This window comes from Aureispira anguillae, from assembly GCF_026000115.1.
Lineage (GTDB): Bacteria > Bacteroidota > Bacteroidia > Chitinophagales > Saprospiraceae > Aureispira > Aureispira anguillae.
Map to the genome: position 1 here is coordinate 473,858 of NZ_AP026867.1, position 24,261 is coordinate 498,118.

Consider the following 24,261-nt stretch of genomic DNA (forward strand, 5'->3'; position numbering starts at 1 on the left):
TTAGACACTTAATTGCCAATCAAACTATTTATGTAAATGAATTCTAAATTATAAATAAAAAGAAAAGATGCGGAACTTATTAAACAATAGTTTGTGCTTGTATGCCTTTGATGGCTTCTTCTGTACTTTCAAAACAGGAGCAATCCATTTGAGCAGGCAAACCAACAAAAGACAGTTGATAATTTTTGTTTTGACAAGTATGGATAAAATAATCCAGTGCTTTTTGACCTGTACTATCAATACGAGGAATGCTACTTGCATCAAAGATAATGTGCGTTAAATCATTTTGTTGTTTAGCGTCTAAGGCAGGATTGAGCAACGCTTCCATTTTTTCTCTAAAATAGGCGCTATTGGCAAAATAAAGCTGTTCTTCAAAACGGATAATCAAAATACCAGAAGGAAGTGGCGTTGAGCTTTGATTTAAAGTAATATGAGGATACATTGTATCGTATAGCATATTAATAATAGAAAAAATAACGCCGAGTAAGATACCTTTTTGAATTCCAATGGTCAGTGTAGCAACAAAAGTGACCATTAGAATGGCAAAATCTCTTTTTTGATTGCCTTCCCACAATAATCTAGCATCTTCTACCGAAACTAATTTAAAAACCGCAACCATTATAATGGAGGCTAGAACAGCTTTGGGCAGATAATAGAATAGGGGCGTTAGAAACAATAAAGTAACAACAATAAATGTAGCGCTAATCAGTGCTGCAAGGTTGGTTTTTGCCCCTGCTTGATCGTTAACAGCAGACCTAGAAAAGCCTCCTGTAGTTGGAAAGGACTGAAAGATAGCTCCCATAATATTAGCCATTCCGAGGGCTATCAGTTCTTGGTTGGGAACAATTTTATAATCATTGTGTCGAACATGAATAGCTTTAGAAATGGCAATGGCTTCCATGAAGCCAACCAAAGCAAGGGTGAAGGCACTACCCATCAACTGTTGGATAGAGTTCCAATCTAATATTGGAAAACTAGGGCTAGGTAAACCTTTGGGGATGGTCTTAACAATGGCTACTCCTTGTGCATCTAAGCCGAAGCTCCAGACGCCAATAATTCCTAGTACCACCACCACCAAAGGTGCAGGAATGCTACTCTTCCTTTTTTTTAAACTGATTATGATGCCCATGCCAAGTAGCCCAATAAGCATTGCATAGGGGTTAATATTGCCAATGTTTTGAAAGGCAGACCATAATATTTCATGCAGGAATTGGCTGCGTTCTAAATCTACTCCCATTAAGTATTTTAGTTGACTAAAGCCAATTAATAAGGCAGCCGCAGAGGTAAAACCACTAATAACAGGATGGGAAAGAAAATTGACCAAAAAACCAAGCCGTAAAAATCCCATTAATAGCTGTATCCCTCCAACTATCATGGCTAATAAAATAACAAGAGCAATATACTGGTCGCTTTCTGCTTGTGCAAATTGACTCACAGCAACAGCAACCAACAAAGAATCCATAGCTACAGGCCCTACACCTAACTGTCGAGAAGTGCCTAGTATAGCATAAACAAACTGTGGGATAAGTGCTGCATAGAGTCCATAAATGGGGGGCATTCCCGCAAGCATTGCATAAGCCATGCCTTGAGGAATCAACATAATTCCAACGGTCAGTCCTGCACTAATATCTCCTTTGAGATGTTTTTTGTTGTAGTTGGGCAACCAATCTAGAATAGGTAGTATGCCTTTTAGTTTCATAATTTTTGGTTTCTGCTTTGGGCTAGTTAAAACAACTTGGACTAGCGGCGGCAAAGATACCTAAAAATAAAAGACTAGGTGGGTTAAACAATTATATAGTTTGGCTAAATGTACATTTCTTAAAAAAGGACTCTTTTTTATCTTAATAAGGAGCAGTTAAATTTTCAGATCGCCAACCTTTAAAAAATAGGCGTTTACTGGTTTTTATGCTACAATCGTGCACTTCACAATAGGCTACACCAGCACTTAAACGCATGTCCTCTACTGATTTTAGCATGGCCCAATCGTCAATAATTGCGCTAATCACAAAAGCACCAGGATGTAAGCGACCTTTGGCTCTGACAATGGGATAAGCTTTAGCTCGCATGGCTTCTCTTTCAAAATATTCATTTGCATAACAAGCAATAACAACCATGTCTTTTTGCTGATTGCTGTTGTTGTACCATTGCTCAGGTTGCTTATAATAAAGGTCAAGCAGACCATTATGACCATTAAAAACAACCAAGTCAGCAGCGCCATGTATAGCAATGCTGAAACTATCTTCTAGTGATACTTTTTCGGTATAATTACTGGACATTGCCCGCAAAAAATCATTGACAGTTTCTAACATTTTGTCCCCTCTATAGGCATCTACAACCAGATAAACACTGGCTTGGTTGGGATAGGTTCGTTTAAAAATCACCCGTTCAAGTACCACCGAATCTTTGTAGACATTTTTAATGCTTTTTAAGAGTTTCCAAGCGGTTTTTTCTTTAAAATAACGTTTCATTCCTGTCCGAGTTGCCCAATAAAGATTGGATCTTAGGCTAAATCCATTTCCCAAAGATGCTGTTGTCCTGACAATTCCTTGATGTTCATTATCACATAGCGGAACAAAAACATGAACGACAAGTGGTTTTCCAGCGGCAACTTTTCTTTTTAAATGAGCTTCAATATTGCTTCTGTCAAAGTTCGGAAAATCGTCATCTTTTGGCTGATAGGCAGCTGCACTAATTGGTTGGTCAAAGTTATATTCAGGTTCTTCCGCTGTTTGAATCGTATCGATTGCAGCAGTACTGCTGTCTATTATTGGGGGGCTGTTTATCGTACTATCTTTTATCGTTTGATTGGCAATGGATGGGCTAGGAGTTGAAGGGCTACAAGAAATTAGCAAAAGGAACAAGAAATAATAGTATATACTTTGCATACTTAGAAGTTGTAGAACGGTTTGTATTGATTGAAGTTGTTTAAGAATAGCCTTACATCGCTAATGAAAGCTAATTTTTAGCTACTCGGCGTTAAAAATTTGCTCCATAGCGCTGCTATGAAGAAAATTTTTGCCTTGTTTATCTAAAAATTAGTACTCATTATCAACAAAACTCCATTTTTAAACAACTTCATTGAATAATGTGAAAAGAAGAAAACGTTACATACTTCTAGGTTATTAAAAAAACATTCGCTCCAATACCTAACTATTGGAGCGAATGGTGCTACTTGTTCCTAAATGCCTTTATTAAATAAAATTATAGCCACTGCAACAAGCCATAACATCGGCAAGGTCTACCCAAAATTCACCGTTATCATCTGCTTTTCTTTCGGCTCCTTTCCATGCTTTGCCGCTTGATATATCAATTGGTTCTTTAGTCTCAGGGTCGATATAACTACGCCCATATTCCCCCCAAGGATTTCGGATTTTTAGCGATAAAGTATCTCCTTTTTTTGGTTTTTTTGGCGCAAAATCCAATAAACTATAAGCGTGATTTCCTGCCAATCCTTTTACTTTAGGTTCTCCACCACTTTTCCCTAATTCGTATTCCTCTCCATCATCAAATATTTTTTCTTTGGTTGAGATGGTCATGATTTTACCAGCTTCTAATTTTTCTTTGATGTTATTAAATAAATCCATCTCCTTTTTGGTATATTTACCACTACCTAAAGCCCCTGTAATAAGTTCCTTGGACTGGATTTCTTTGATCATAATATCAATCGTCTCCTTTTTTAATTTAACGATATTGGGTTTGTCTTTGGTGCCAAAATCATTGGATATTTTTTGTAAAATTCCTTCTAGGAGATCCTCTGAAACAAAAACGTTGGACGCCATTTCTTGTAAGGTAGGCAAGATGGTAAGTAGGAGTAGATATTCATTCTGAGAGATTTTATCTTTAAATGTTTTAATAACACTAAACAACTCTTCAGGAATTTGGTCGGAATTATTTTGAATCGGAACATGTGTGGCATCTGTCTTTCCTGTTAAATGCGTGAGAGCAACTCCCGAACTTCCGCCCTCAATTAACCCATAAGACATTTGATCTACAGGTAGTTCTCCTTCGCCACCATGAAAGCCAGCAGCAACATAAGCTTTTTCATACATTTGAACCCATAAAGCCTCTGAAGCATACTCGTCTTCACCGCCACCATATCCAATCCAATTGCCTTTAGTGACAACCGTAGATTTATTGATGGTAACGTTAATAGGCGTATTGGCAGCCTTATAAAGCTTCACCGTTACTTTTCCATTGCCTTGATCTTTGATGTGTTTGACAAAGTGGCTTGCATCTTTATTGGCGATACTAGCCATTGCTGCCAATAGATAACAATCGCCCAATCTACCCTGTTTAATATCTTGCATGGTAGGAGGATGTGGAAATAGAGGGCTTTCTAAGGCATCGCCCTGTTCTTGGTACTTAACCTTATCATTTTTTTGCACACGTTTGGTTGGTTCTATATTGTCTTTTTTGACATAACCATCTTTTATATTTTGGTAATTCTTTCCAGCTTTAGCCTCATCTTCTTTGGTGATTTTTTGATAAGTTGCCTTTTTGACGGTAGAATCTTTGTCGTCCCATTTTTGGAGAATAACCCCAACCTTTCCTTTTTTACCTTGATCTACTTTCTTTTCGCTACTATCTACAATGTCCGTATCTTTTTTAAAGGCACCACCTGAAGTGTCATCAATCGATATTTTTTTAGATATAGTAGGATCGCTGGCATTGATGCTAGCTTCCTCATCGCTAACGGTGAGGGTACCTTTTGATGCTTTTACTTCTTTTTCTTCGGCATTGATAAGACTTAAGAGCACCTGTAAATTATTTTCTTCTTCCTGTTTCAATTGTTTTTGAGCTATTGCTTTGTTATAAACAATCTTATTTAGTAATTCTTGGATTTTAGCAATACTTGCTGTTTGCTTTTTGATGTCCTCATCGCCTAAATTTTCGTAGATTGCCACTTGAGCTTTTATCAAGGGCCAAATCTCTTTATTTTCAGGGATAAATTTGGCAGGAATATCTTTAAAGAGAGGAGCTTGTTTCTTTACTCTAGAGGGTTTTCTTTGTATAACAGCCTGTTGCTGCATAATAGGAGCAGGTACTGAGGGTTCTACAGTGGGAGCAGTATCATCTAAGGATACATTCTGTACCTCATCAGCTTTTTGGTCTGCTTTATCCTCAATATCTTTTCGAGTATCTATTTTTTCACCATTAATTTCTCCAGTAGCTTTTGCTTCCCCCTTTATTTGCTGAATGACATGCCAAAGTTCGTGTTCTAAGTATTTTTCGTTACCAGTACTAATATAAATGTCCATTCCTTTAGTATAGGCTAAGGCACCTACCTCTGCTGGCTTGTCAGAATTATAATGGACTCGTACATTGGATAGGTCAAAACCTGAAAGTTGTTCCATTTTAGCCTTCAAATCATCAGGAATTCCTGTTTTATTTGGTTTTAAAGCCTGTTTTTCAGCTTTTGCAATATCATTTTGCCAGCTTTTTTCTGTTTTTACCCCATCACTTTCTTGAATTTTTTTAGCCCACTCCGTTTCTTTTACCCCATCTATACTTTGATCTACAATGGAGCTTGTAGATTGGAGTTCTTGAGCGTTATTATTAACGGAAGCAGTTTTATTATCTTGCTTTTGATGTTCTAAATAGTCCATAGTAAAGAGAAAGCATTTTAATGAATGAAAAGGTAAACCCTCCTAAGTTAGCCATAACTTAGATAAAAAACAAACTTTTTTTATAAATAAAAATGAAAGAAGTATAGAATGTTCTTTATTTGTAGTTCGATTACAAAATGCGATTTTTATTAGAGGGCTAGAATAATTAATATCAATTATGAGTAAATTAAAAATACCCAAAAAAGTGTTTATGCAAGGAGGAATTCCTGCTGCATTTATAGGGCAATCTATTGCCAAACATCAAACAAAAACAGATATTGGAGCGCACAATATATTTTTGGGACAAGTTAGAGCAGATGTAATAGAAGAAAAGACCGTGCAAGCTATTGAATATACGGCTTATGAAGAAATGGCAGAGAAAAAAATCCATGAAATTCGAGAAGCTACCTTTGATCGATTTGAGATTACTTGTATGCACATTCATCATAGTTTGGGAGCCGTAGCAGCAGGAGAGATATGTTTGTTTGTTTTTGTATCTTCACCACACAGAGATGTCTGTTATCAAGCTTCAAGATATATTGTAGAGGCTATAAAAGCAGAAGTACCAATCTTTGGTAAAGAAATTTTTGAAGACAGCAGTCATCAATGGAAAGTGAATAAAAGTTAGCAGACCGCTTCATTGCTTTGAGTTGTATTTTGTTGGCTATAGACTTAAAATAAACAATTACTGAAAAATTCCATACGATGGTAGATATAACACATAAATCCAATACACTGAGAATGGCGATTGCCCAAGCGACCGTAACGGTTAGCAAGCAGGCAACTATTGACGCAATTATCAATAAGACGGTACCTAAGGGAGATGTTTTTGAAATGGCTAAGGTCGCAGGTTTATTTGGCGTAAAAAAAACAGCGGAGTTAATCCCTGATTGTCATCCTTTACCAATCGAATACACCCACATTAGTTATGAAATTCAAGGCTTAGATATTTTGATTAAGATAGAGGTAAAGACGATTTATAAAACAGGAGTAGAGGTAGAGGCAATGCATGGCGCTTCTTTAGTTGCCTTGACGATGTACGATATGTTAAAGCCTATTGATAAAGGAATTGAAATTAGTACCATTAAATTATTAAAAAAACGAGGCGGTAAATCGGATTACAAAGGAAAATATCCTACTGGTTTGACGGCTGCTGTTGTGGTTTGTTCCGATTCTATTTCCGCAGGAAAAAAAGAGGACAAAGCAGGAAAGGCGATTATCAAAAAATTGGAAAGTTGCGCAGTAGAAATTGCTGAATATACAATAATACCAGACGAAGTAGAGGAGATTCAACAGCAGGTTTTAGCTTTTCATGAACAAGCGGTAGATTTGATTATTTTTACAGGGGGAACGGGGCTTTCTCCAAGGGATGTAACCCCAGAGGCTGTATTGCCTTTATTGGATCGGGAAATACCTGGGATTATGGAGGCTGCCCGTAGTTATGGGCAAGATAGAACACCTTATGCCATGTTATCTAGATCTATTGCAGGCACCAAGGGCAATTCCTTAATTTTAACCTTGCCTGGATCAACCAAAGGAGCAAGTGAATCCATGGATGCCTTATTTCCTGCGCTGTTGCATATTTTTGGAATTATGAAAGGGCAGCGACATGGAAAGGCATAAATAAAGAAAATTAGAGGCCTTTAGTTTATCATATATTTAATAAAATAAGGATGCTTTGGAATTATACCATTTTGATTTTATGCGTTTTATTAATCTACCGTTGGTGGCAAATGAAACGTTCTATTCGAAAGGGCGATTATGATTATCGTTATTACGAGGAAGGGCCCTATGGGGCAAAAAAAAAGCCTCAAGATTGGAAGGATAAAATAAAAGAATTCTTAGGAATGAAATAAGATAGAGATGATAAAAAAAATGTACACTGCCCTGTTGATTGCTTGTTTGTTTTCAGCTTGTAAAGAACCTCAACCTCCTGTTTTAGGTGCTTATGAAGAGGGCGTTTTTACAGTTAATGAAGGGGTGTTTGGGCAGACATCAGGCACAATTACTCATTTTAATAGAACAACAAAAACAACCCAAACGAAAATCTTTAAGCAGGTCAATCAGCGAGACTTGGGAGATGTGGTTCAATCCATGTGCTTTTATGAGGATAAAGCATATATTGTAGTTAACAATTCTAATAAAATAGAAGTGGTTGATGCCAATACATTTGAAGAAAAAGCCCAAATAATGGGACTTAAGTTACCCCGTTATTTTTTGCCGATTTCATCGACCAAAGCTTATGTCTCAGAATGGGGGGCAGATGGTTTAACAGGAACAGTTGGAGTTTTGGATTTAACAACTAACACACTTTCTAATCAAATTGTAGTGGGAAAAGGACCTGAAAGAATGCTGTTGAAGGATGGTAAGGTTTTTCTTACCCATGTGGGCGGTTATGGCTCTAATAATATCGTGACAGTACTAAACACAGCAACCGATCAAGTGGAGGCAACGATTAATGTACTGGACAAGCCTAGTGCTTGCGTAGAGGATGGCGATGGAAACCTTTGGGTGGCTTGTGCTGGACAAGTTGCTTATTTGACTTATCCAACCATAGATACAATTAATAGTACGGCAAGTGGATTAGTCCAGATTGATCCCAATACACATGCTGTTTTGGCGACCCATTCTTTTGGAAAGGGCAAACCAGTTGGGAACTTGATTATAAACAGTAACCTAAACAATGAATTGTATTATACTCGCTCTAATAAAGTTTGGAAATACACCACCACAACTGGGGTAGAAGAGGAGCTTTTTGAAGGAAGTTTCTATGGTTTGGGTTTTGATCCTAACACCAATTATATTTATGCTGCAACTTCATCAGGAGTAAATTTAGCAACCGCAAAACGTTATCAAACAGATGGTACATTGGTTGATAATTATAGTGTTGGTGTTTTTGCCAATAGCTTTGTTACAAAATAAATTGCTTATAAACAGGCATAAAAAAAATGCGAATAACAAGTCTGTTATTCGCATTTTTTACAAAAACTAATTTTGATTAGTTTCCAAAGTTAAGTGCATATTGGAATCCAATATTTAGACCAGCCATTAAGCTCCATGTTCCTGCTCTTTCAGGGCTTGTTAGGGTACCTGAACTAGGGAAACCAGAATAGATCGTATAGGCAGCATCTTCTCCTTCTGGATTTGTTAATGAAGTTTCTAAATGGAATAAAACCAATACTCCCATTTGATCATTAATGCGGATTTTACCACCAACTTCGAGGGTCAAACCTAAGACAAAACTCTTATAAATTTCAGCCTTATCACTAGAAAGTAATTTAGAAACATCTCTGTAGTTTCTAGACACATCTGTTGGGTTGTTTTTAGAACCATAATTGCGTCCGATAGCACTAGATAAGAAATCAAAATGAGGACCAAAGCGCAAAAATGCAGAAGTTGATGCTGTTGGATCGCCTCCTACACGAAGCAATACAGGAACTCGGATATAAGAAGTTTTTCTGTCGTATTTGATCTGATCATCTTTTGCCCAGCCGTCATAGTCAGTCGTATAATTTTGTCCTAATGCCGCATATCCAATACCTGTAGCTAGACCAATTCTTTCACTAAAATTATAACCAACAGTTAAGCCTGTTTGAAAACCAAAAGTTGGTTGGATATTTAACGCTTGACCTTCTGCTAGATCTTCATCATTTAACATGAAGGATAGACCAGGAGTAAATCCAACTGTAATTTCTAGACCTTTTTGAGCAAAAATATTGCTAGTCATAAATAAAGCTAGCGCTAAAAAAGTTAAATTTTTCATATTGTATTATATTTTTAAAATAGCTTGATTAAACCTTCCAAAGTTAGCAAGATTTTTGAGGATTCAAATTATCACTTTATTTTTTTTTAGACCTTAACATTTAGCTTAATACTCTGCTGCTTTTTTAGTTTTTTTAGTTCGCTATGCTCATAAGACAGTTAACAAAAAATATAAAAAAGCCAATGGAGAGAATTTCCTAGCAGAGTAATGTTAATTGTAATCAGCGATTTATTAGGGACGGTAGGTGTAAATAATTCCAATTTGAAGCCCCATCATTACATTCCACGTAGGGTTTCGAAAAGTGCTAAAAGGATCGCTACTGTCCAAATAATTTGGGAAAATGGCATCAAAAGGAGTTTCCTCATCATTGGCTTTTAACTGATCTCGTGCGGCATCATTGGGGTTGGATATAGAATTCGCACTCACTAAATAATCTCCTCGGTTTAGGTTATGGGCAAGACTGGTAGCTCCTTCTCCTTCAGGGTTGGAAGATCCCTCCAAATGCATCAGTAAGGTCACTTTTAAAAAATCATTGATGCGGATTTGAGTACCTAATTCTACGGTTATACCAGGAACAAAATCATTGTAAATTTTTCCCTTTCTTCCCAAACTAAGTATTCCGCTTGTAGCATCATTTTTTTGATATAAAGTAATCGATTGTCTTAGATCAATCCCTTTGTTGGCATCATATTGACTAAAACCATCTAAACGAGTATCTTTATAAGTAGCCGTGGCTAAAAAATCAAAATGAGGTCCCAAACGAGCAAAAAAGCCTATACTTCGATTAGGATCAGTACTGATTTCTAACAACAGGGGAACTCTTATATAACTGGTTTCACGAATTGCCTCTTTTCCAAAATTAGGATCTGTTAAGTTGGTAGATAGAAGCGCTCGTTTATGGGTAAATGTAGCTTTATGCCGTTGATACTGAACGCCTGTTGAGATGCTAAAGATTTCTGTAATTCCATAACCAATTAAAAAACCAGTGTTGTAAGCAAATGTTGTGGCTAAATCTAGCGTTTCTCCTTTGTTGGCATCTTCTTTATTTAAAGCCATTGAAATACCAGGGGTAAAATGAACCCCAATCTTTAGCCCTTCTTGTGCGGTTGTGCTATAGCCTAATGCTATAACTAGGAATAAAATAAGTAAATTTTGCATAGGATGTAATCTTTTCTGTTACTCTGAGTAGTAATACTTCGCAGATTAGCTACACTGCTACTACGTGGTAGCTACGCTGCTGGCAGCCTTGTTGGTTAGCTCATGCAACCCTGTTGGTGCATTGCACCAAGCTGGGACCACTGCGTTTATGTGGTTTTTGCTTTTTGAGCAAAAAGGACAAAAGATTGTTTTGTGTTAGGTTTGATTACCAGTGTTTTAATGCTTTGAGCTTTGAAGACTAGTTTTACCAATAACCTAGCTTTGCTAGCTCATGTAATAATCAACCTAATGCAATTTTCTACGAAGTAATAAACAGAGTGTGTTGTGTTTTAATAGTTTTGGGGGCTATTTGACTTAAACAGTCCAAATGTACTAAGTTTTATTCTTATAACCAACTAATCAATAGAACTACCAAATACTCAAATGAGTGTCCAAATGCCATATATTTTGGTTGCTTTGGTGTATCTTGTGATAAGGAAGTATAAACGAAAAATAGAACGGGGTTGCTGCAAAGAACAATTATTGATAAACGTTATTCATAAGTGGTCACAGAAAGGCAGCGAACGATAAGTAATCAAAAAATTTATGTCCAAATCTACTGTACTATGAAAACAGGACTACTACCATATCTACTCTTAATTTTAATAGGTGGTTTTGTGCTTCTAATTTCCTACGATGATGATCGCCAACTGTGGGGGGAGATCGATGCCCCCAATTTAGATTATCAGATTATGCTTTATCAAAAGGAACGAATTATGCATCAAGCTCCTGAGATTTTAGTATATTTTCAGAAGAAGGGAAGTTCTATTACTTATCCTATTGGTAATATCCTATTGCCTGAGGATAATAGGAGTCCGTTGACTTATGATTACCAATGGTCTCCAGAAGGGGCATTAACCTTGATTTTACGCTGTGATAAATGTATGATAGAGCAACGTAAGTACCAGATAGATATGGAAAAAGAAAAGCCTACCTTGACAAAAATATTAGAGGATACCAAACGAAGTGTATAACTTTCAGACCTATAATTAGAATGGTTCAGTAACAAGTTTTGTGGAATACTGAAAGAAAAAGATTATCTTTTGAAGTAGTGAGCGGGCTATAAGCTGTTAAAAGTTTATCAAAGAGCCATTAAAATAGAGGTTTAGAGTCCTAAAAATATTATAGAATCCTTAATTATAATTTTATGAACACAACTAAATTAAGCGGTTTATTCTTTGCTCTTGCCTTTGTGTTTGGAGCATGCACCACAGAATACACCCCTACCAAAGTAGCATATAATCAAGCCTACGACGAGTATTTGTCTGCCTTTACCAGTGGAGAAATTTCTAAAAAATCAACCATTCGTGTCGTTTTTCAAAACGAGCTTACCACTACGGTTAATGCTCCTATTTATCCCAATCCTTTTTCATTTGAGCCAGTCTTAGAGGGAGAAGCGGTGTGGAGTGATAAACAGACGATAGAATTTATACCTAAAGGAGATTTAACCTCAGGTCAGATTTATACTGCTCAGCTCAATTTGTCGAAGCTATTACCTAATCTTTCATCTGATTTAGCAAATTTTACCTTTCAGTTTAAGGCAAAAGATCAGTTTATCAATGTGAGCCCATTGGCAAGCACTGTAACTAAAGATAAAAATAACACATGGATGGAGTTGGAAGGGGAACTAACAACACACGATGTGGAAGATGTAGAAGGAATCGAAAAAGTCCTAACAGCCTATGATGGTGATCGCCCTCTTAAAATTAATTGGAAGCACCAAAATGGGAAAAAGCATCGTTTTTCTATTGAAAATGTTCAACAAAAAGCCAAAGCTTATCCTATTACTTGGAAGTGGAATGGAAAACCGCTTAATTCTAAAACAATTGGAGAATATTCTTTTAACATCCCTCCTGAAGGGGATTTTATGCATACCAATACCTATCGTTATAACAGCCCAGAACAACACATTATTTTAGAGTTTTCGGATTTGTTGGATACCGAGCAAAATTTAGAAGGGCTTGTTCAGTTGGCAGGTAAAAACATAAAATATGCGATTGAAGAAAACAAAATTAAGTTGTTTACAGATGGCAATTTATTGGGCAAAAAGCAACTCAAAATTTCTGGAGAAATAAAAAGCACCTTCGGCAAAAAACTGGGGAGCCCTTTGACAGAAACCATTACTTTTTCGGATACCAAACCTAAAGTAGAGTGGTTGGGCAAGGGGAACATTATTCCTAAGTCTAAGAAGATGCCTGTTGTTTTTAAGACCGTTAACCTAAATGCAGTTGATGTTCGGGTTATAAAAGTCAAAGAAAAAAATATCAAACAATTCTTCCAAGTCAACCGAATTGATGGGGATAGTGAATTAAAAAGAGTAGGAACGGTTGTTTTAGAAAAGAAGATTGCCTTGGACAAAACCAAAGGCTTAAATCTATCTGAATGGACCAATCATTCTCTTGATTTGGCAGATTTAATTACGCCAGAGCTAGGAGCCGTTTATGAGATTGCACTTGGGTTTAGCCAGTCTTATTCTTTATATCCTTGTGAGGCTTCAGATGCGGAAGAAGGGCATTATGAAGCAATTGATATGATGGATTTGCCCAAAAATTGGGACAGCCCGAATTACAGCAGTAGTTATTGGGATAATTATGACGATGACTACGATTATGGTGATTTAAACAATCCTTGTAGCCGTTATTACTATCGACCTAATTTGGTGGCCAAACGGAATATTTTGGCATCAGACCTAGGAATTATTGCCAAGCAAGGAGATAATGGAAGTTTGTTTGTTGTTAATAATTTGCAGACAACAGAACCTCTCAAAAGTGTGGAGTTAGAGTTTTACGATTATCATCAAGAACTAATCGGAACGGCCAAAACGGATAAGGAAGGAATGGCAAGCCCTTCTTTGGCAAAAAAGCCTTTTTTCCTAATTGCTAAATTGGGTGACCAAAGAGGTTATTTGCGCTTGGACGATGGTTCTGCTTTGTCAATGAGTCGTTTTGATGTAGCTGGAAGCACCTACCACAAAGGATTAAAAGGGTTTATTTATGGAGAACGTGGTGTTTGGAGACCTGGCGATGAATTATTCTTGAATTTTATCTTAGAAGACAAAGACAAAACATTACCCGCCAATCATCCAGTCGTCTTTACACTAAAAGATTCTAGAGGATCTATTGTAGTTAAAAAAACAAGCACAAAAGGCGTCAATGGCATTTATAATTTTACGTGCCAAACCGATGAAGAAGCGCCAACGGGTAATTATTTGGCGACGGTTCGTGTAGGAGGGGCTAAGTTTAGCAAAAACATTAAAGTGGAGGCTATCAAGCCCAATCGCTTGAAAATGGATTTGGATTTTGGAGTAAAAGAACTTTCTGTTGAGAATAAATCCCTTGAAGGACGATTAACATCTACTTGGTTGCATGGTGCTGTTGCCAAAAACTTAAAGGCAAAGGTTGAGGTCACCTTATCAGAAGGAAAAACAAAATTTGTAAAATATAGCGAATATGCTTTTCACGATCCTGCACGTGAATTTTCTCCTGAGGATAAAGTAATTTTTGAAGATAAACTCGATGAAAATGGAAAGGCTACTGTAAAAACAACGATTGCAGCAAATCGCCAAGGGCCAGGAATGCTCAAAGCAAATTTTCGTATGAAAGTTTTTGAACCAGGTGGGGATTTTAGTATTAGCCAGTTTTCAATGCCTTATCATCCATACAAAACGTATGTAGGGGTTCGGATTCCCAAAGGAGACGAGGCTAGAAATATGTTGTTAACAGATGTCAAACACGACATTGAAATTGTTGCCTTGGATAAAGATGGTGAATTGGTCGATGAGGCAGAATTAGAGGTAAAACTTTATAAATTAGAATGGAAGTGGTGGTTTGATAAAAATAGAGATGAGGTATCTAGTTACCGAGGCAAGGTTTATGGTACTGAGGTGACTTCTGGTAAAGTTTCTACCAAAAATGGTAAGGCAACTTGGCAAATGGAAGTAAAATACCCAAACTGGGGGCGTTATTTGGTACGTGTGTCGAATGGAAAAACAGGGCATAGCACAGGAAAAGTATTCTACATTGATTGGCCAGGCTGGGCAGGACGTTCTACCGAAAATGATCCAGGTGGGGCTACTGCCTTGAATTTTACAGCAGATGCCAAAAAATATAAGGTGGGGGATGAAATTACACTTAATATCCCAACAGGACAGGCTGGACGAGCTTTGGTTTCTATTGAAAATGGAACAAAAATCGTTGAAGCGCATTGGGTAGAAACCCAAAAAGGAGCTACTCAATTCAAATTCAAAGCAACAGCCGCAATGGCTCCCAATGCTTATGCTTCTGTTTCCTTGTTACAACCACATGCCCAAACTAAAAATGATTTACCGATTCGTATGTATGGAGCTATTCCGCTCAAAGTAGAAGATCCAAGTACGCATTTAGAGCCTGAAATGGTAATTCCTGACGAATTGCGACCTGGGCAAGAGTTTGCTATGTCAGTAAAAGAACGCAAAGGAGGACCAATGGCTTATACGATTGCTATTGTAGATGAAGGTTTGCTGGATTTAACACGTTTTAAAACGCCATCTCCTTGGAATACCTTTTACAAAAGGGAAGCACTGGGAGTCAAGACTTGGGATATGTACAATGATGTATTAGGAGCCTTTGGCGGTGATGTGAAAAGCTTGTTGAGTATTGGAGGGGATGGTGCTGCTGCTGATCGAGCTCGTAAAAAACCAGATCGTTTTAAGCCCGTAGTTATCTATTTAGGACCTTTTTATCTAAAGGAAGGAGAAACCGCCAATCATAAATTTACCATGCCCAACTATGTTGGTTCTGTGCGTGCTATGGTGGTTGCTGCTAATGATGGTGCCTATGGTTCTACGGAAAAAGCAATTCCTGTCCGTCAACCTTTGATGGTTTTAGGAACGGTGCCTAGAGTTTTGGGCGTGGGAGAAAGCTTTAAGCTGCCTGTGACGGTATTTGCTATGAAAGAGAATATTAAAAATGTTGATGTTAAGGTCGAGACCTCTGGGCTTATTGATGTTGCAGGAAAAAAGACAGGCAATGTGACGTTTAAAGAACCAGGAAATGACTTAACCTATTTTGAATTGCTCACACGATATAGAGTAGGAGCTGGGCACATCAAAATTACAGTTTCTAGTGGAAAGGAATCGGCTACCTATGAGACAGATGTAATCGTCAGAAATGCCAACCCAAGAGAAACCTTAGTAGCGCATCAGACCTTAGAGGACAAACAGTCTTGGAAACAAACCTACAAACCAATAGGTATGATGGGAACCAACCATGGCGTAATGGAGGTTTCTTCTATTCCGCCTATGAATTTGGGCAAGCGACTTAAATATTTGATTCGCTATCCTTATGGTTGTGTGGAACAAACAACTTCTTCTGTTTTTCCTCAAGTGTATCTAACGGCTTTGATGGATTTGCCTGAACAGAAAAAAGAAAAAATTACAACGAATATAAAAGCGGGTATCAAGCGTTTATATCGTTATCAGAACCCAAGTGGTGCAATGGCTTATTGGCCAGGACAAGCGGATGATTTGTGGGCTACCAATTATGCAGGACATTTTATGATTGAGGCTAAAAAAGCGGGGTATACCGTAACCGATGAGTTTATGAAAGCTTGGATTGCTTTCCAAACAAGTACGGCTCAAAAATGGACAGCAAAAGGAACAGTGAGTGATGATTTGACGCAGGCTTATCGTTTGTTTTTATTAGCATTGGCAGGCAAGCCTGATTTGGGCTCTATGAATAGAATGCGACTAAAACAGTCTAAGGCGGAAGCCGTGGCTGCTCGTTGGTATTTGGCGGCAGCTTACCACATGGCGGGGCAAAAAGAGGTCGCAAAAACGATTGCTACCAAAGCTGTTTTAACGGCTTTGCCCTATAAAGGAAGCAATGCTGCGAGTACGTTTGGTTCTCAATTTCGAGATCAAGCTTTGATTTTGCAAGCTTTGAGCATTATGAATTTGCGCAACAATGCCAATGATATTGTAAAGACTATTTCTGATAAATTGGCTTCTGATAATTGGCTGAATACACAAGAAACAGCACAGGCTTTGGTGGCAATGGCAAAATTTGTAGGAGAAGGAGGTGTGAGTAGAAAGGTTACCTTCGAATATCGTTTGGCAGATGGCAGTTGGCAAAAAGTGAACAGCAATAAACCAATTTGGCAATTAGAATTAAAAGGGAATCAGGCGACTGAAGTAAGCTTTAAAAATACAAGTGGTGCCGTTCTTTTTACCCGTCTAATTTCAGATGGTATTCCTGCTGCTATGGACGAAACGGAAACGGCAAAGGGACTGGACTTAACTGTTGTATACATGGATATGGCAGGAGAAAAATTAGATCCTACCCTGATTGCACAAGGAACAGACTTTAAAGCCCAAGTGACTGTTAAAAACACAGGAAACATCGATTATAATGAATTGGCCATTCATCAAATTTTTCCTTCTGGTTGGGAAATTCACAACACTCGCTTGACAGGAGCAACAACAGGAGGGGACAAGGCAGAATATGTCGATATTCGAGATGATCGAGTGTACACGTTCTTTGACTTGAAAAAAGGCAAAAGCAAAACGTTTAATGTATTGCTCAATGCAAGTTATTTGGGACGCTATTATTTGCCAGCTTTGGCAGTAGAAGCGATGTATGATAAGACCATTCAGGCTCGAAAACGAGGACAGTGGGTTGAGGTTAATAAACGAGCAAAAAAATAATTGATAAGGCTGTTTCAACGTCTAATTCGACAATTTGGAAATTTGAAGGCAAAAGTAAATCTTCAAGTTTCCAAATTGAAGAATGGTCAAATGGACAACAAAAAATTGCTCCTAGTGAGATGATAAAGGAAGAAATTCAAGCAAAAATACAGACGCTCATTGAGTCAGGGCAGGGGGAGAATACTTATATTGGGGTGTATATGATGGTCAACCATCTGGGGCTAACTTTAAATCAAGCTTTAGCCAGTCTAAAACCAATGGACTACCAACGAAATTATGCCAATCCTAATGATTTTTATTGCAGCGTTAGAATTGCCAATGTTTGGATCGAATACGAATATATAGAGGGCTATGTGCCTTATATGGGAACTGCTGCAACAGCTTCTAGAATGGTGAGTTTCTTTAATAAGGAACGACTAGAAATTATAGATGGTCTAGCAGAGTTCTTAGCCGTAAAAGATGAACATTCTGTGGAGGATGTTCGCCAAATTGTAGCCGAAGATTATCAATCGTTAATTCCTACTATTATTGATTTATTGGGGGATTGAGTTGGCTGCTTTTTCTTCCCTAGGATACGAATCTGGGTTACGTTTACTCCCTCTCAATAGAAACAGATTAGAACGACCGCCCTTTCAGGGGATATTTTTTGAGTAGCAATAAAGGAATAATATTGTCGAATTACTTACCGATATAATCTCTTTTAGAAACAAGACTTGCTCCATACATAATCCAATGGTACACCTAAATAGCTCGGCTGTACCCTAAAAATGTCCCCCTGTACATCCAACCTTTTAGAATGAATGTAATTTTTAAATTAGGCGTAATTTTGATTGCCAGTTGTTCATAAAACAACAGGATTATAATTATTTCTAAAACAAAAAATACATGAAAAATGAAAACAAGACTTAAATTTTCAGCACTATCATTAATCGCCATTTTTGCAATTCATTCTCAAGCAACAGCACAAGATTTTAACGATGAAAAACTAACTATGGAATCTAGTTCTAGTGAATTGCTAGAACATATAGAAGACGTGAATAAAAATTATCAGACCTACAATACTACTTCTAATAGTACTTGTCCTTCTTCTATCTTAGATTCAAGAGACAATGAATCGTATGCTGTTGTACAAATCGGAAATAAATGCTGGTTTGCTGAAGATTTAAATTATAATACACCTGGTTCTAGACCTAATTCTCAACTTGCACCAGGTAGTGGAAGGCTATATCATTGGAGTGAAGTAATGAACAACTATACCTCCAGTGGCGCAAGGGGAGCTTGTCCTTATGGTTGGCACGTTCCTACTGATGCCGAATGGAATGACCTTGAAATTGCTGTAGGGTTGAATGCTTCTGATGCAACGCAGACAGGGAATAGAGGGAGCCATGCACCGAGCCTTAAATCTGTCAATCATTGGCCTTCTGGGGCTGGTACCAATAGCTCTGGATTTAATGTAGAACCTAATGGGTATTATGGTGTTATATCATCTTCAGGAGCAATAGGATATGGGAGCCATGGAGATGGAGCTTATTATTGGACTTCTACAACAGGGAGTAATAGTTCTTGGGCATGGGGAAGGTCATTGTATCTTTCTAATAGCACGGTTCGCAGATCATTAAACTTGAAGACACACAATAAGTATTCTTGTAGATGTGTCTCTAATAATACAGTGGTAGCTGTTTCTAAGGTAGCTCCATCAAACGTTAGCGAAATAGAGGTTTATCCTAATCCGACTACTGGACGCATTACGATTGACTTAAAAGAAGAAACAGGAGAGGTATTTGTTCAGGTATTTTCTGTAAGTGGGCAATTGGTTTACGAGGCAGAAAACGTACAAGGCGATAGCCATCAGTTGGAATTGAATCAACCTGAAGGAATTTATTTTGTAGAAGTAACAACTACGGAAGGAAAAGAACGTTTTAAGGTGGTAAAGTTGCAGTAATTCGTTTGCTTTTATAGCAGTCAATCGGTACCAAAAACATTGGTACCGATTGATTAATTTTTCAATTGTTTTAAGCCAATGCAGCACTGTTTTTTTTGGTAGTAGCAGCAAGTAAGGCACTTTTAAATTCCTTAGGAAACGCCAGTCTCAAAAAGAAATAACCTGTACCTGCCAAGCCCAGCATCAAGCCTGGCGTTTCAGTTTGGCCGTTTAATAGCCCAGAAGGGTCATTAACACCGCTCGGCCATGGAATGCCTGTTTGCCCAAATTGTGTGTTGCCGAATTGTCCAACATACTCCGCTAAAGACCTATAATTAGGATCGTCAAATACTTCGGCACCACTTAGCAAAATATCTGAGTTGCCTGCTATTCCGTGGCAGATTGAAAAATTAAGAAGACCTGATTTGCCATTTAGCATATCCAAAACACTTTGGTAAGTTGTTTTTAGTGCAATTTGAGCAGCTTGTTTATACGATTCATTTTGGGTCAGCTCATAAGCACGAAGCCTAGACAGCGCAATACCTGGAGCGCCATGACACCAAATGCTACTACAACTGGTTGGTCCCTGCCCTTTGTATTCTCTTAAATCTGGCCAATTAGCTTGAGGGGCATCAAACCATTGCTGTTCATAATTAAAGCCCATTGTTGCAGCTTGAAGATAGCGATCCTCTTGCGTATACACGCCTAATTCAAGTAGCCCTAAAGCAATCCCTGCTGCACCATGTGAATACCCTGTAAGGCCATAGGGGGTAGTTGGAATGGTTAACCAATACCACCATTGATCGTCTTTTTGTGCTTTTTCGATCAAAAAATCGCCACATTTTTTTGCCATTTCCAAGAAAACATCTTGTTCCTCTTCTTGGTGCAATTCTAGCAAGACAGGAATCGCTCCAGCTGCTCCACTGATAATATCTATTTCATGGTCTGTCAAGGCTATAGGAGCTAATGCAGCAATGATTTTTAGCCCCAAATTAGACCATTCAGGGCGGTTTTGCTGCCTTCCAATTTTCCAAAGATGATAAGCAGCCCCCAATTTTCCAGCGTAAACGCCATAATTCCCCAGTTTATTTTCTTTTTGGAGTATTTGGATGACATTATTAACGGTTCCTTCCAAGGTCCAAGTGAGAATAGGATCATTGGTTTTAGAAACAATCATAGACAAAAAAGTAGCAATTCCCGATAAACCATTGTAGGGATCTGCGGAAAAAGAAGTCGTAACAACTTTGAAAGATCCATTAATAGCATCTACCTGATGCCCCGTCCAATTGCAGGTGTTGTTGTACCAAATTGCTTCCTTGGCTAGGTGTTTGGCAATGGAATAAGCAGTTTGAAAAAAAATCTCTTTATTTGAAGTCATGGTCTATTAATTAAGTGGTTTGCAAACGGGGATTTCTATACATATATTTTCGACTCATTCCCATCGATTCCATATAGTTTAAAACAAAGTTGGTAAGCTTTTCAGGATTGGTTATTTTTTTTTGAAACCCCTCAATTAAGGCTTCAGAGATAACTTGAACTCTACTCATCCCAAAACTTTGACCATTGCCAGGGTCTTCTGCAAAGGAAACGCCTTTTCCTAATTTTTGTGTAAATAAAGGAACCGAATCATTGAGGTAGCCGTCCATATTTTTTATAAGATGAGGCAACATCATTTTGGTCAGTGCAAGGTGTTTTTTATCAAGGTACAATACGGCACTATCAGATCGAGTATAAAGCGCTTTATGATTGAGGCATTTAAAATTAAATGGGATGTTGTAAAAATTGAAATTGTTGGTGATTTCTGAAACCAACTTTGCTGCACCTTCGGGCTTGATGTGCCAATAAATTCTAGCTAGGCTTCCTTCGTGACTGAGGTACTCATTGCCATAAACATAATAGAAGACAGCTTGTGCTTTTTTATTTTCTTTTTGTCGGTAAAAGTGGACATATTGATTTACGACAGCTTGTGTTTGTTGAGGAGTTGCATATTTATAAGTATTGGGGATTAAGTGGCGCAGAACGCCATTTTTTTGAGCAAAAGCCTGTCCTTTTTGATCAACGGCATAGATTTTCCAATTCATATCTAATCCATCCGAGGAGCAATTGGCTGCTGACAATTGATTCATAAAATGTTCTCGTTCTGTAATAGGAGGGAGTTGATGTTGGCTTGCAGCGTTATCACAATAAAATTTGCCATACAATTGGTTTGTGATGGCATTCAACAAACGGGAACGTTGTTCTTTTGAGGTATAATGTTGGTTGCTGCCAAAACTACCTAGGTCGTAGCCTGCTTGGGTGTAGGGGTGTTTGTTATATACTTCAAAAGGCTTTTCATCAACTGTAAATGAATGATTGGAGGTGACCTTTAGCCGTTTGACAATTGTCATAATTTGCTGCTCAAAAATATTATTTTGCTGCTTTTTCATAAGAAGTAGAATTTAGACCAAATAAGTCGGAAATGATTTGCTCTGGCTGATTAAATAGATGTTGGCAAAGTTGAATAATTCGTGCGGTATTGGGCAGTAATTGAGGATGCTGCACATTGCTTTCAAAAGCAGTTTGCAATAAACGGGCGGCTGTCATCCGAGTAACTTGATTCAAGGCAAGTTGTTCTTCTTGGTCAGAATAGGCTTTTAGTTGGGCGTAATTTTTCCAAAATGCTTGAATTCCAGATTGGATGGAGGGAATAGAAATATACTCTTGTCCTGAAAATTTGTGATGTTGTAAACTTCCATTGTTATAACTATAAACCCAAGAGGATAAATAAGATTGAAAAACTCCAGCTACGTCCCAAAGTGGATCACCAACATTAGCAATTTCCCAATCAATGAGTTTTAAGGCTTCTTCTTTTTTTTCTTCTTGACCAACCAAGACAAAATTTACCCATTTTACATCGCCATGAATCAGGCTTGTAATCTTCCATTCTAAGCGTAAACGGTCTAGGTTGTGAACTAAGTCTTGATGTTCCAAAATTGTTTTTATAACAGGATTTGTCTCATGACGAGCCATAAATTGAGGTTCTCCAACATTAATAATCCAAGGGAGTTGCTGATTAAAAAATTGAAGTGACGAATTATGGTTGAGTTCTTCTTGGATAGGATGATGAAAAGAATGCAGTATTTCTGCTATTTTTTTTGCATAACTGGTGGAGAATGTTTGATGTTCTAAAATGACTTCATATAAATTTTTGGCAGTGGGAAATAGCTCTGTCACCAAAACCTGATTACTAGGGTCATAACCTATAAAGTTAGGGATAAATTTTCTTGCTTTTAGATAAACATCACAGTGATGGATCAGATGATGAGCTGTTGCATCTTTTTGCATCAAATAAGCATTTTCTGTATTAATATCTACCAATTGTTTGACAAAAAGGGGAGTACCTGCTTCTTGATACACCCTAAAAATAGAATTTCTACTTCTGTGATGTTCCAACGTATAATCTCCTTCCATAAACAGTTGTACATTCAAGTAACCTTTGTCTAATAAGTAGTGGTGGATATTCTTTTCTGTTAATCGCATCGTTATATTATATTTCTTAAGGTGATTGGAGTAGGTAAACAGGTACTGCTTTACACAGTACCTGTTTTTAAGAGTAGACCTGAAAAACAATCTGATAAATTAGATTGTAGCCTAAATAGTTGATCCCGCTTTTAACAAACAAAAGGAATTCCTGTAATTGGGCAATTTACACCTGGTGTAGTTTCAGGAATACATCCAACTACTGGAATTGTAGGGATTGCTTGTGCTTGTGCTGCTCCTTGATTAGGAGGACAGGCAACGGTTTGTGGGCACCCCAAAGCTGTTACAGGTGGAAAGGTTTGTGCTTGCGCACCAGCCTGATTACAATTTACTACTGTTGGAAAACAACCTAAAGCTGTGACGGTAATCGTTTGTGCTTGTGCTCCACCATCTTGCTTACAAATCAATGAAGTCGGACAGTTTTTAACTGCTGTATGACAACCGATCAAAGAGGTTGGACAGTTTTGAACAGCGGTGTGACAGCCAATTGGCTGAGTAGGACATACAGCCGTGTTGCAAAGCAAAGGAGCAGTTGGACAGTTTTTAATCGCCGTTTGGCAACCAATCAAAGAGGTTGGACAATTTTGAACAGCAGTATGACAGCCAATTGGTGTCGTTGGGCAGTTCAATACAGCAGTATTACAACCAAGCAAAGAGGTTGGGCAACCTATCGTTTGAGGAGGGCAAGCGATTGTTTGAGGGCAACCTGCGGCAACTGTTACAGGGATTGCTTGAGCCTGCGCTCCACCTTGTGCACAAATAGGAGATACGCCAGTAAGGGTTTGTGCTTGTGCTCCATCTTGATTAGGAGGACAGGCAACCGTTTGCGGACAACCTAAAGCCGTTAAAGGAGGAAAAGTTTGTGCCTGCGCTTCACCCTGTGGGCAAATGGTAATTGTTGGACAGACAGGAATCGTAGGAATCGTTTGCGCCTGTGCTCCACCTTGCACACATGTTATCGGTGAAATAGTAATTGTTGGGCATACTACAATGGTAGGCATCGTTTGAGCCTGTGCGCCGCCTTGATTAGGAGGACAAGCTACCGTTTGTGGACAACCTAGACCTGCTGTAACTGGTGGAAAAGTTTGTGCTTGCGCTCCACCTTGATTACAGAGAGAGGTTGGAGGGCATAGATAAGGAGTCATAGTTGGTGGTGGAAAAGTCCGTGCTTGCGCCCCACCTTGCGCACAAACAGGAGATACGCCAGTAAGGGTTTGCGCTTGTGCTCCACCTTGTGCACATGTTATTGGTGAAATGGTAATTGTTGGGCATAATGGAATGGTCGGAATGGTTTGAGCTTGTGCGCCACCTTGATTAGGAGTACAAGTAACCGTTTGTGGACAACCTAGACCAACCGTAACTGGTGGAAAAGTTTGCGCCTGAGCCCCACCTTGTGGACATGTTGTTACTGGAGCAATCGTTGGACATAAGCAACCTGTTGGCATCGTGGGCAGAATCGTTTGTGCCTGCGCATGACCACCTTGGTTACATACTGGCCATACTCCTGTTGGAGGAGGGCAGATAAATTGTGTGAACATGATGTTTTAAATTAAGATGATTAAAAAAATAGATA

At 38.2% G+C, this 24,261-nt stretch carries 17 protein-coding genes; 8 read left to right on the forward strand and 9 right to left on the reverse strand.

Annotation, left to right across the window (positions count from 1 at the left end):
- Positions 1–79: 79 nt before the first annotated feature.
- From AsAng_RS01705 to AsAng_RS01715, 3 genes are all read right to left on the reverse strand, one after another.
- On the reverse strand, positions 80–1,699 hold the full coding sequence (locus AsAng_RS01705; protein ID WP_264791041.1) for a SulP family inorganic anion transporter: 1,620 nt from the start codon (positions 1,697–1,699) through the stop codon (positions 80–82).
- A gap of 142 nt (positions 1,700–1,841) precedes the next feature.
- Positions 1,842–2,885 (reverse strand): hypothetical protein, encoded by a 1,044-nt coding sequence (locus tag AsAng_RS01710; RefSeq protein WP_264791042.1) that lies wholly within the window; start codon positions 2,883–2,885, stop codon positions 1,842–1,844.
- A gap of 306 nt (positions 2,886–3,191) precedes the next feature.
- On the reverse strand, positions 3,192–5,606 hold the full coding sequence (locus AsAng_RS01715; RefSeq protein WP_264791043.1) for a C2 family cysteine protease: 2,415 nt from the start codon (positions 5,604–5,606) through the stop codon (positions 3,192–3,194).
- 178 nt (positions 5,607–5,784) lie between these two features.
- Between AsAng_RS01715 and AsAng_RS01720 the strand changes: the two genes are divergently transcribed.
- The 4 genes from AsAng_RS01720 to AsAng_RS01735 all read left to right on the forward strand — a co-directional run bounded on the left by AsAng_RS01720 (position 5,785) and on the right by AsAng_RS01735 (position 8,528).
- The gene (locus AsAng_RS01720; protein WP_264791044.1) at positions 5,785–6,234 is read left to right on the forward strand and encodes a molybdenum cofactor biosynthesis protein MoaE; all 450 of its coding nucleotides are present in this window, start codon (positions 5,785–5,787) and stop codon (positions 6,232–6,234) included.
- Between the two features lie 77 nt (positions 6,235–6,311).
- A complete protein-coding gene (gene moaCB, locus AsAng_RS01725; RefSeq protein ID WP_264791045.1) occupies positions 6,312–7,229 on the forward strand; it encodes a bifunctional molybdenum cofactor biosynthesis protein MoaC/MoaB in 918 nt (305 codons plus the stop codon).
- Positions 7,230–7,279: 50 nt separating this feature from the next.
- Positions 7,280–7,462 carry a hypothetical protein gene (locus tag AsAng_RS01730; protein ID WP_264791046.1) on the forward strand — a complete coding sequence of 61 codons (183 nt, stop codon included), beginning with the start codon at positions 7,280–7,282 and terminating at the stop codon, positions 7,460–7,462.
- A gap of 7 nt (positions 7,463–7,469) precedes the next feature.
- Complete coding sequence (locus AsAng_RS01735) at positions 7,470–8,528, forward strand: DUF5074 domain-containing protein (protein ID WP_264791047.1); 1,059 nt, start codon at positions 7,470–7,472, stop codon at positions 8,526–8,528.
- Between the two features lie 76 nt (positions 8,529–8,604).
- On the opposite strand, the gene AsAng_RS01740 is transcribed toward AsAng_RS01735, so the two are convergent.
- Both AsAng_RS01740 and AsAng_RS01745 read right to left on the reverse strand, forming a co-directional pair.
- Positions 8,605–9,369 carry a porin family protein gene (locus AsAng_RS01740; protein WP_264791048.1) on the reverse strand — a complete coding sequence of 255 codons (765 nt, stop codon included), beginning with the start codon at positions 9,367–9,369 and terminating at the stop codon, positions 8,605–8,607.
- Between the two features lie 231 nt (positions 9,370–9,600).
- Positions 9,601–10,527, reverse strand: a complete 927-nt coding sequence (locus tag AsAng_RS01745) for a PorT family protein (protein ID WP_264791049.1) — start codon at positions 10,525–10,527, stop codon at positions 9,601–9,603.
- Between the two features lie 605 nt (positions 10,528–11,132).
- Here AsAng_RS01745 and AsAng_RS01750 point away from each other — a divergent pair.
- The 4 genes from AsAng_RS01750 to AsAng_RS01765 all read left to right on the forward strand — a co-directional run bounded on the left by AsAng_RS01750 (position 11,133) and on the right by AsAng_RS01765 (position 19,190).
- The gene (locus AsAng_RS01750; protein ID WP_264791050.1) at positions 11,133–11,540 is read left to right on the forward strand and encodes a hypothetical protein; all 408 of its coding nucleotides are present in this window, start codon (positions 11,133–11,135) and stop codon (positions 11,538–11,540) included.
- A 173-nt stretch (positions 11,541–11,713) separates the two neighbouring features.
- A complete protein-coding gene (locus AsAng_RS01755; RefSeq protein WP_264791051.1) occupies positions 11,714–17,248 on the forward strand; it encodes an alpha-2-macroglobulin family protein in 5,535 nt (1,844 codons plus the stop codon).
- A 119-nt stretch (positions 17,249–17,367) separates the two neighbouring features.
- The gene (locus AsAng_RS01760; protein ID WP_264791052.1) at positions 17,368–17,796 is read left to right on the forward strand and encodes a hypothetical protein; all 429 of its coding nucleotides are present in this window, start codon (positions 17,368–17,370) and stop codon (positions 17,794–17,796) included.
- Between the two features lie 344 nt (positions 17,797–18,140).
- Positions 18,141–19,190: an FISUMP domain-containing protein gene (locus AsAng_RS01765; protein ID WP_264791053.1), complete on the forward strand. Its 1,050-nt coding sequence runs from the start codon at positions 18,141–18,143 to the stop codon at positions 19,188–19,190.
- Between the two features lie 70 nt (positions 19,191–19,260).
- Here AsAng_RS01765 and AsAng_RS01770 read toward each other — a convergent pair whose 3' ends face one another.
- The 4 genes from AsAng_RS01770 to AsAng_RS01785 form a co-directional block, all read right to left on the reverse strand.
- Complete coding sequence (locus AsAng_RS01770) at positions 19,261–20,547, reverse strand: lanthionine synthetase LanC family protein (protein WP_264791054.1); 1,287 nt, start codon at positions 20,545–20,547, stop codon at positions 19,261–19,263.
- Positions 20,548–20,557: 10 nt separating this feature from the next.
- On the reverse strand, positions 20,558–21,595 hold the full coding sequence (locus AsAng_RS01775) for a T3SS effector HopA1 family protein (protein WP_264791055.1): 1,038 nt from the start codon (positions 21,593–21,595) through the stop codon (positions 20,558–20,560).
- Positions 21,576–22,688, reverse strand: a complete 1,113-nt coding sequence (locus AsAng_RS01780) for a phosphotransferase family protein (RefSeq protein WP_264791056.1) — start codon at positions 22,686–22,688, stop codon at positions 21,576–21,578. The genes AsAng_RS01775 and AsAng_RS01780 overlap by 20 nt, the downstream gene beginning before the upstream one ends.
- Before the next feature lie 131 nt (positions 22,689–22,819).
- Positions 22,820–24,226: a hypothetical protein gene (locus AsAng_RS01785; RefSeq protein WP_264791057.1), complete on the reverse strand. Its 1,407-nt coding sequence runs from the start codon at positions 24,224–24,226 to the stop codon at positions 22,820–22,822.
- Positions 24,227–24,261 lie beyond the last annotated feature (35 nt).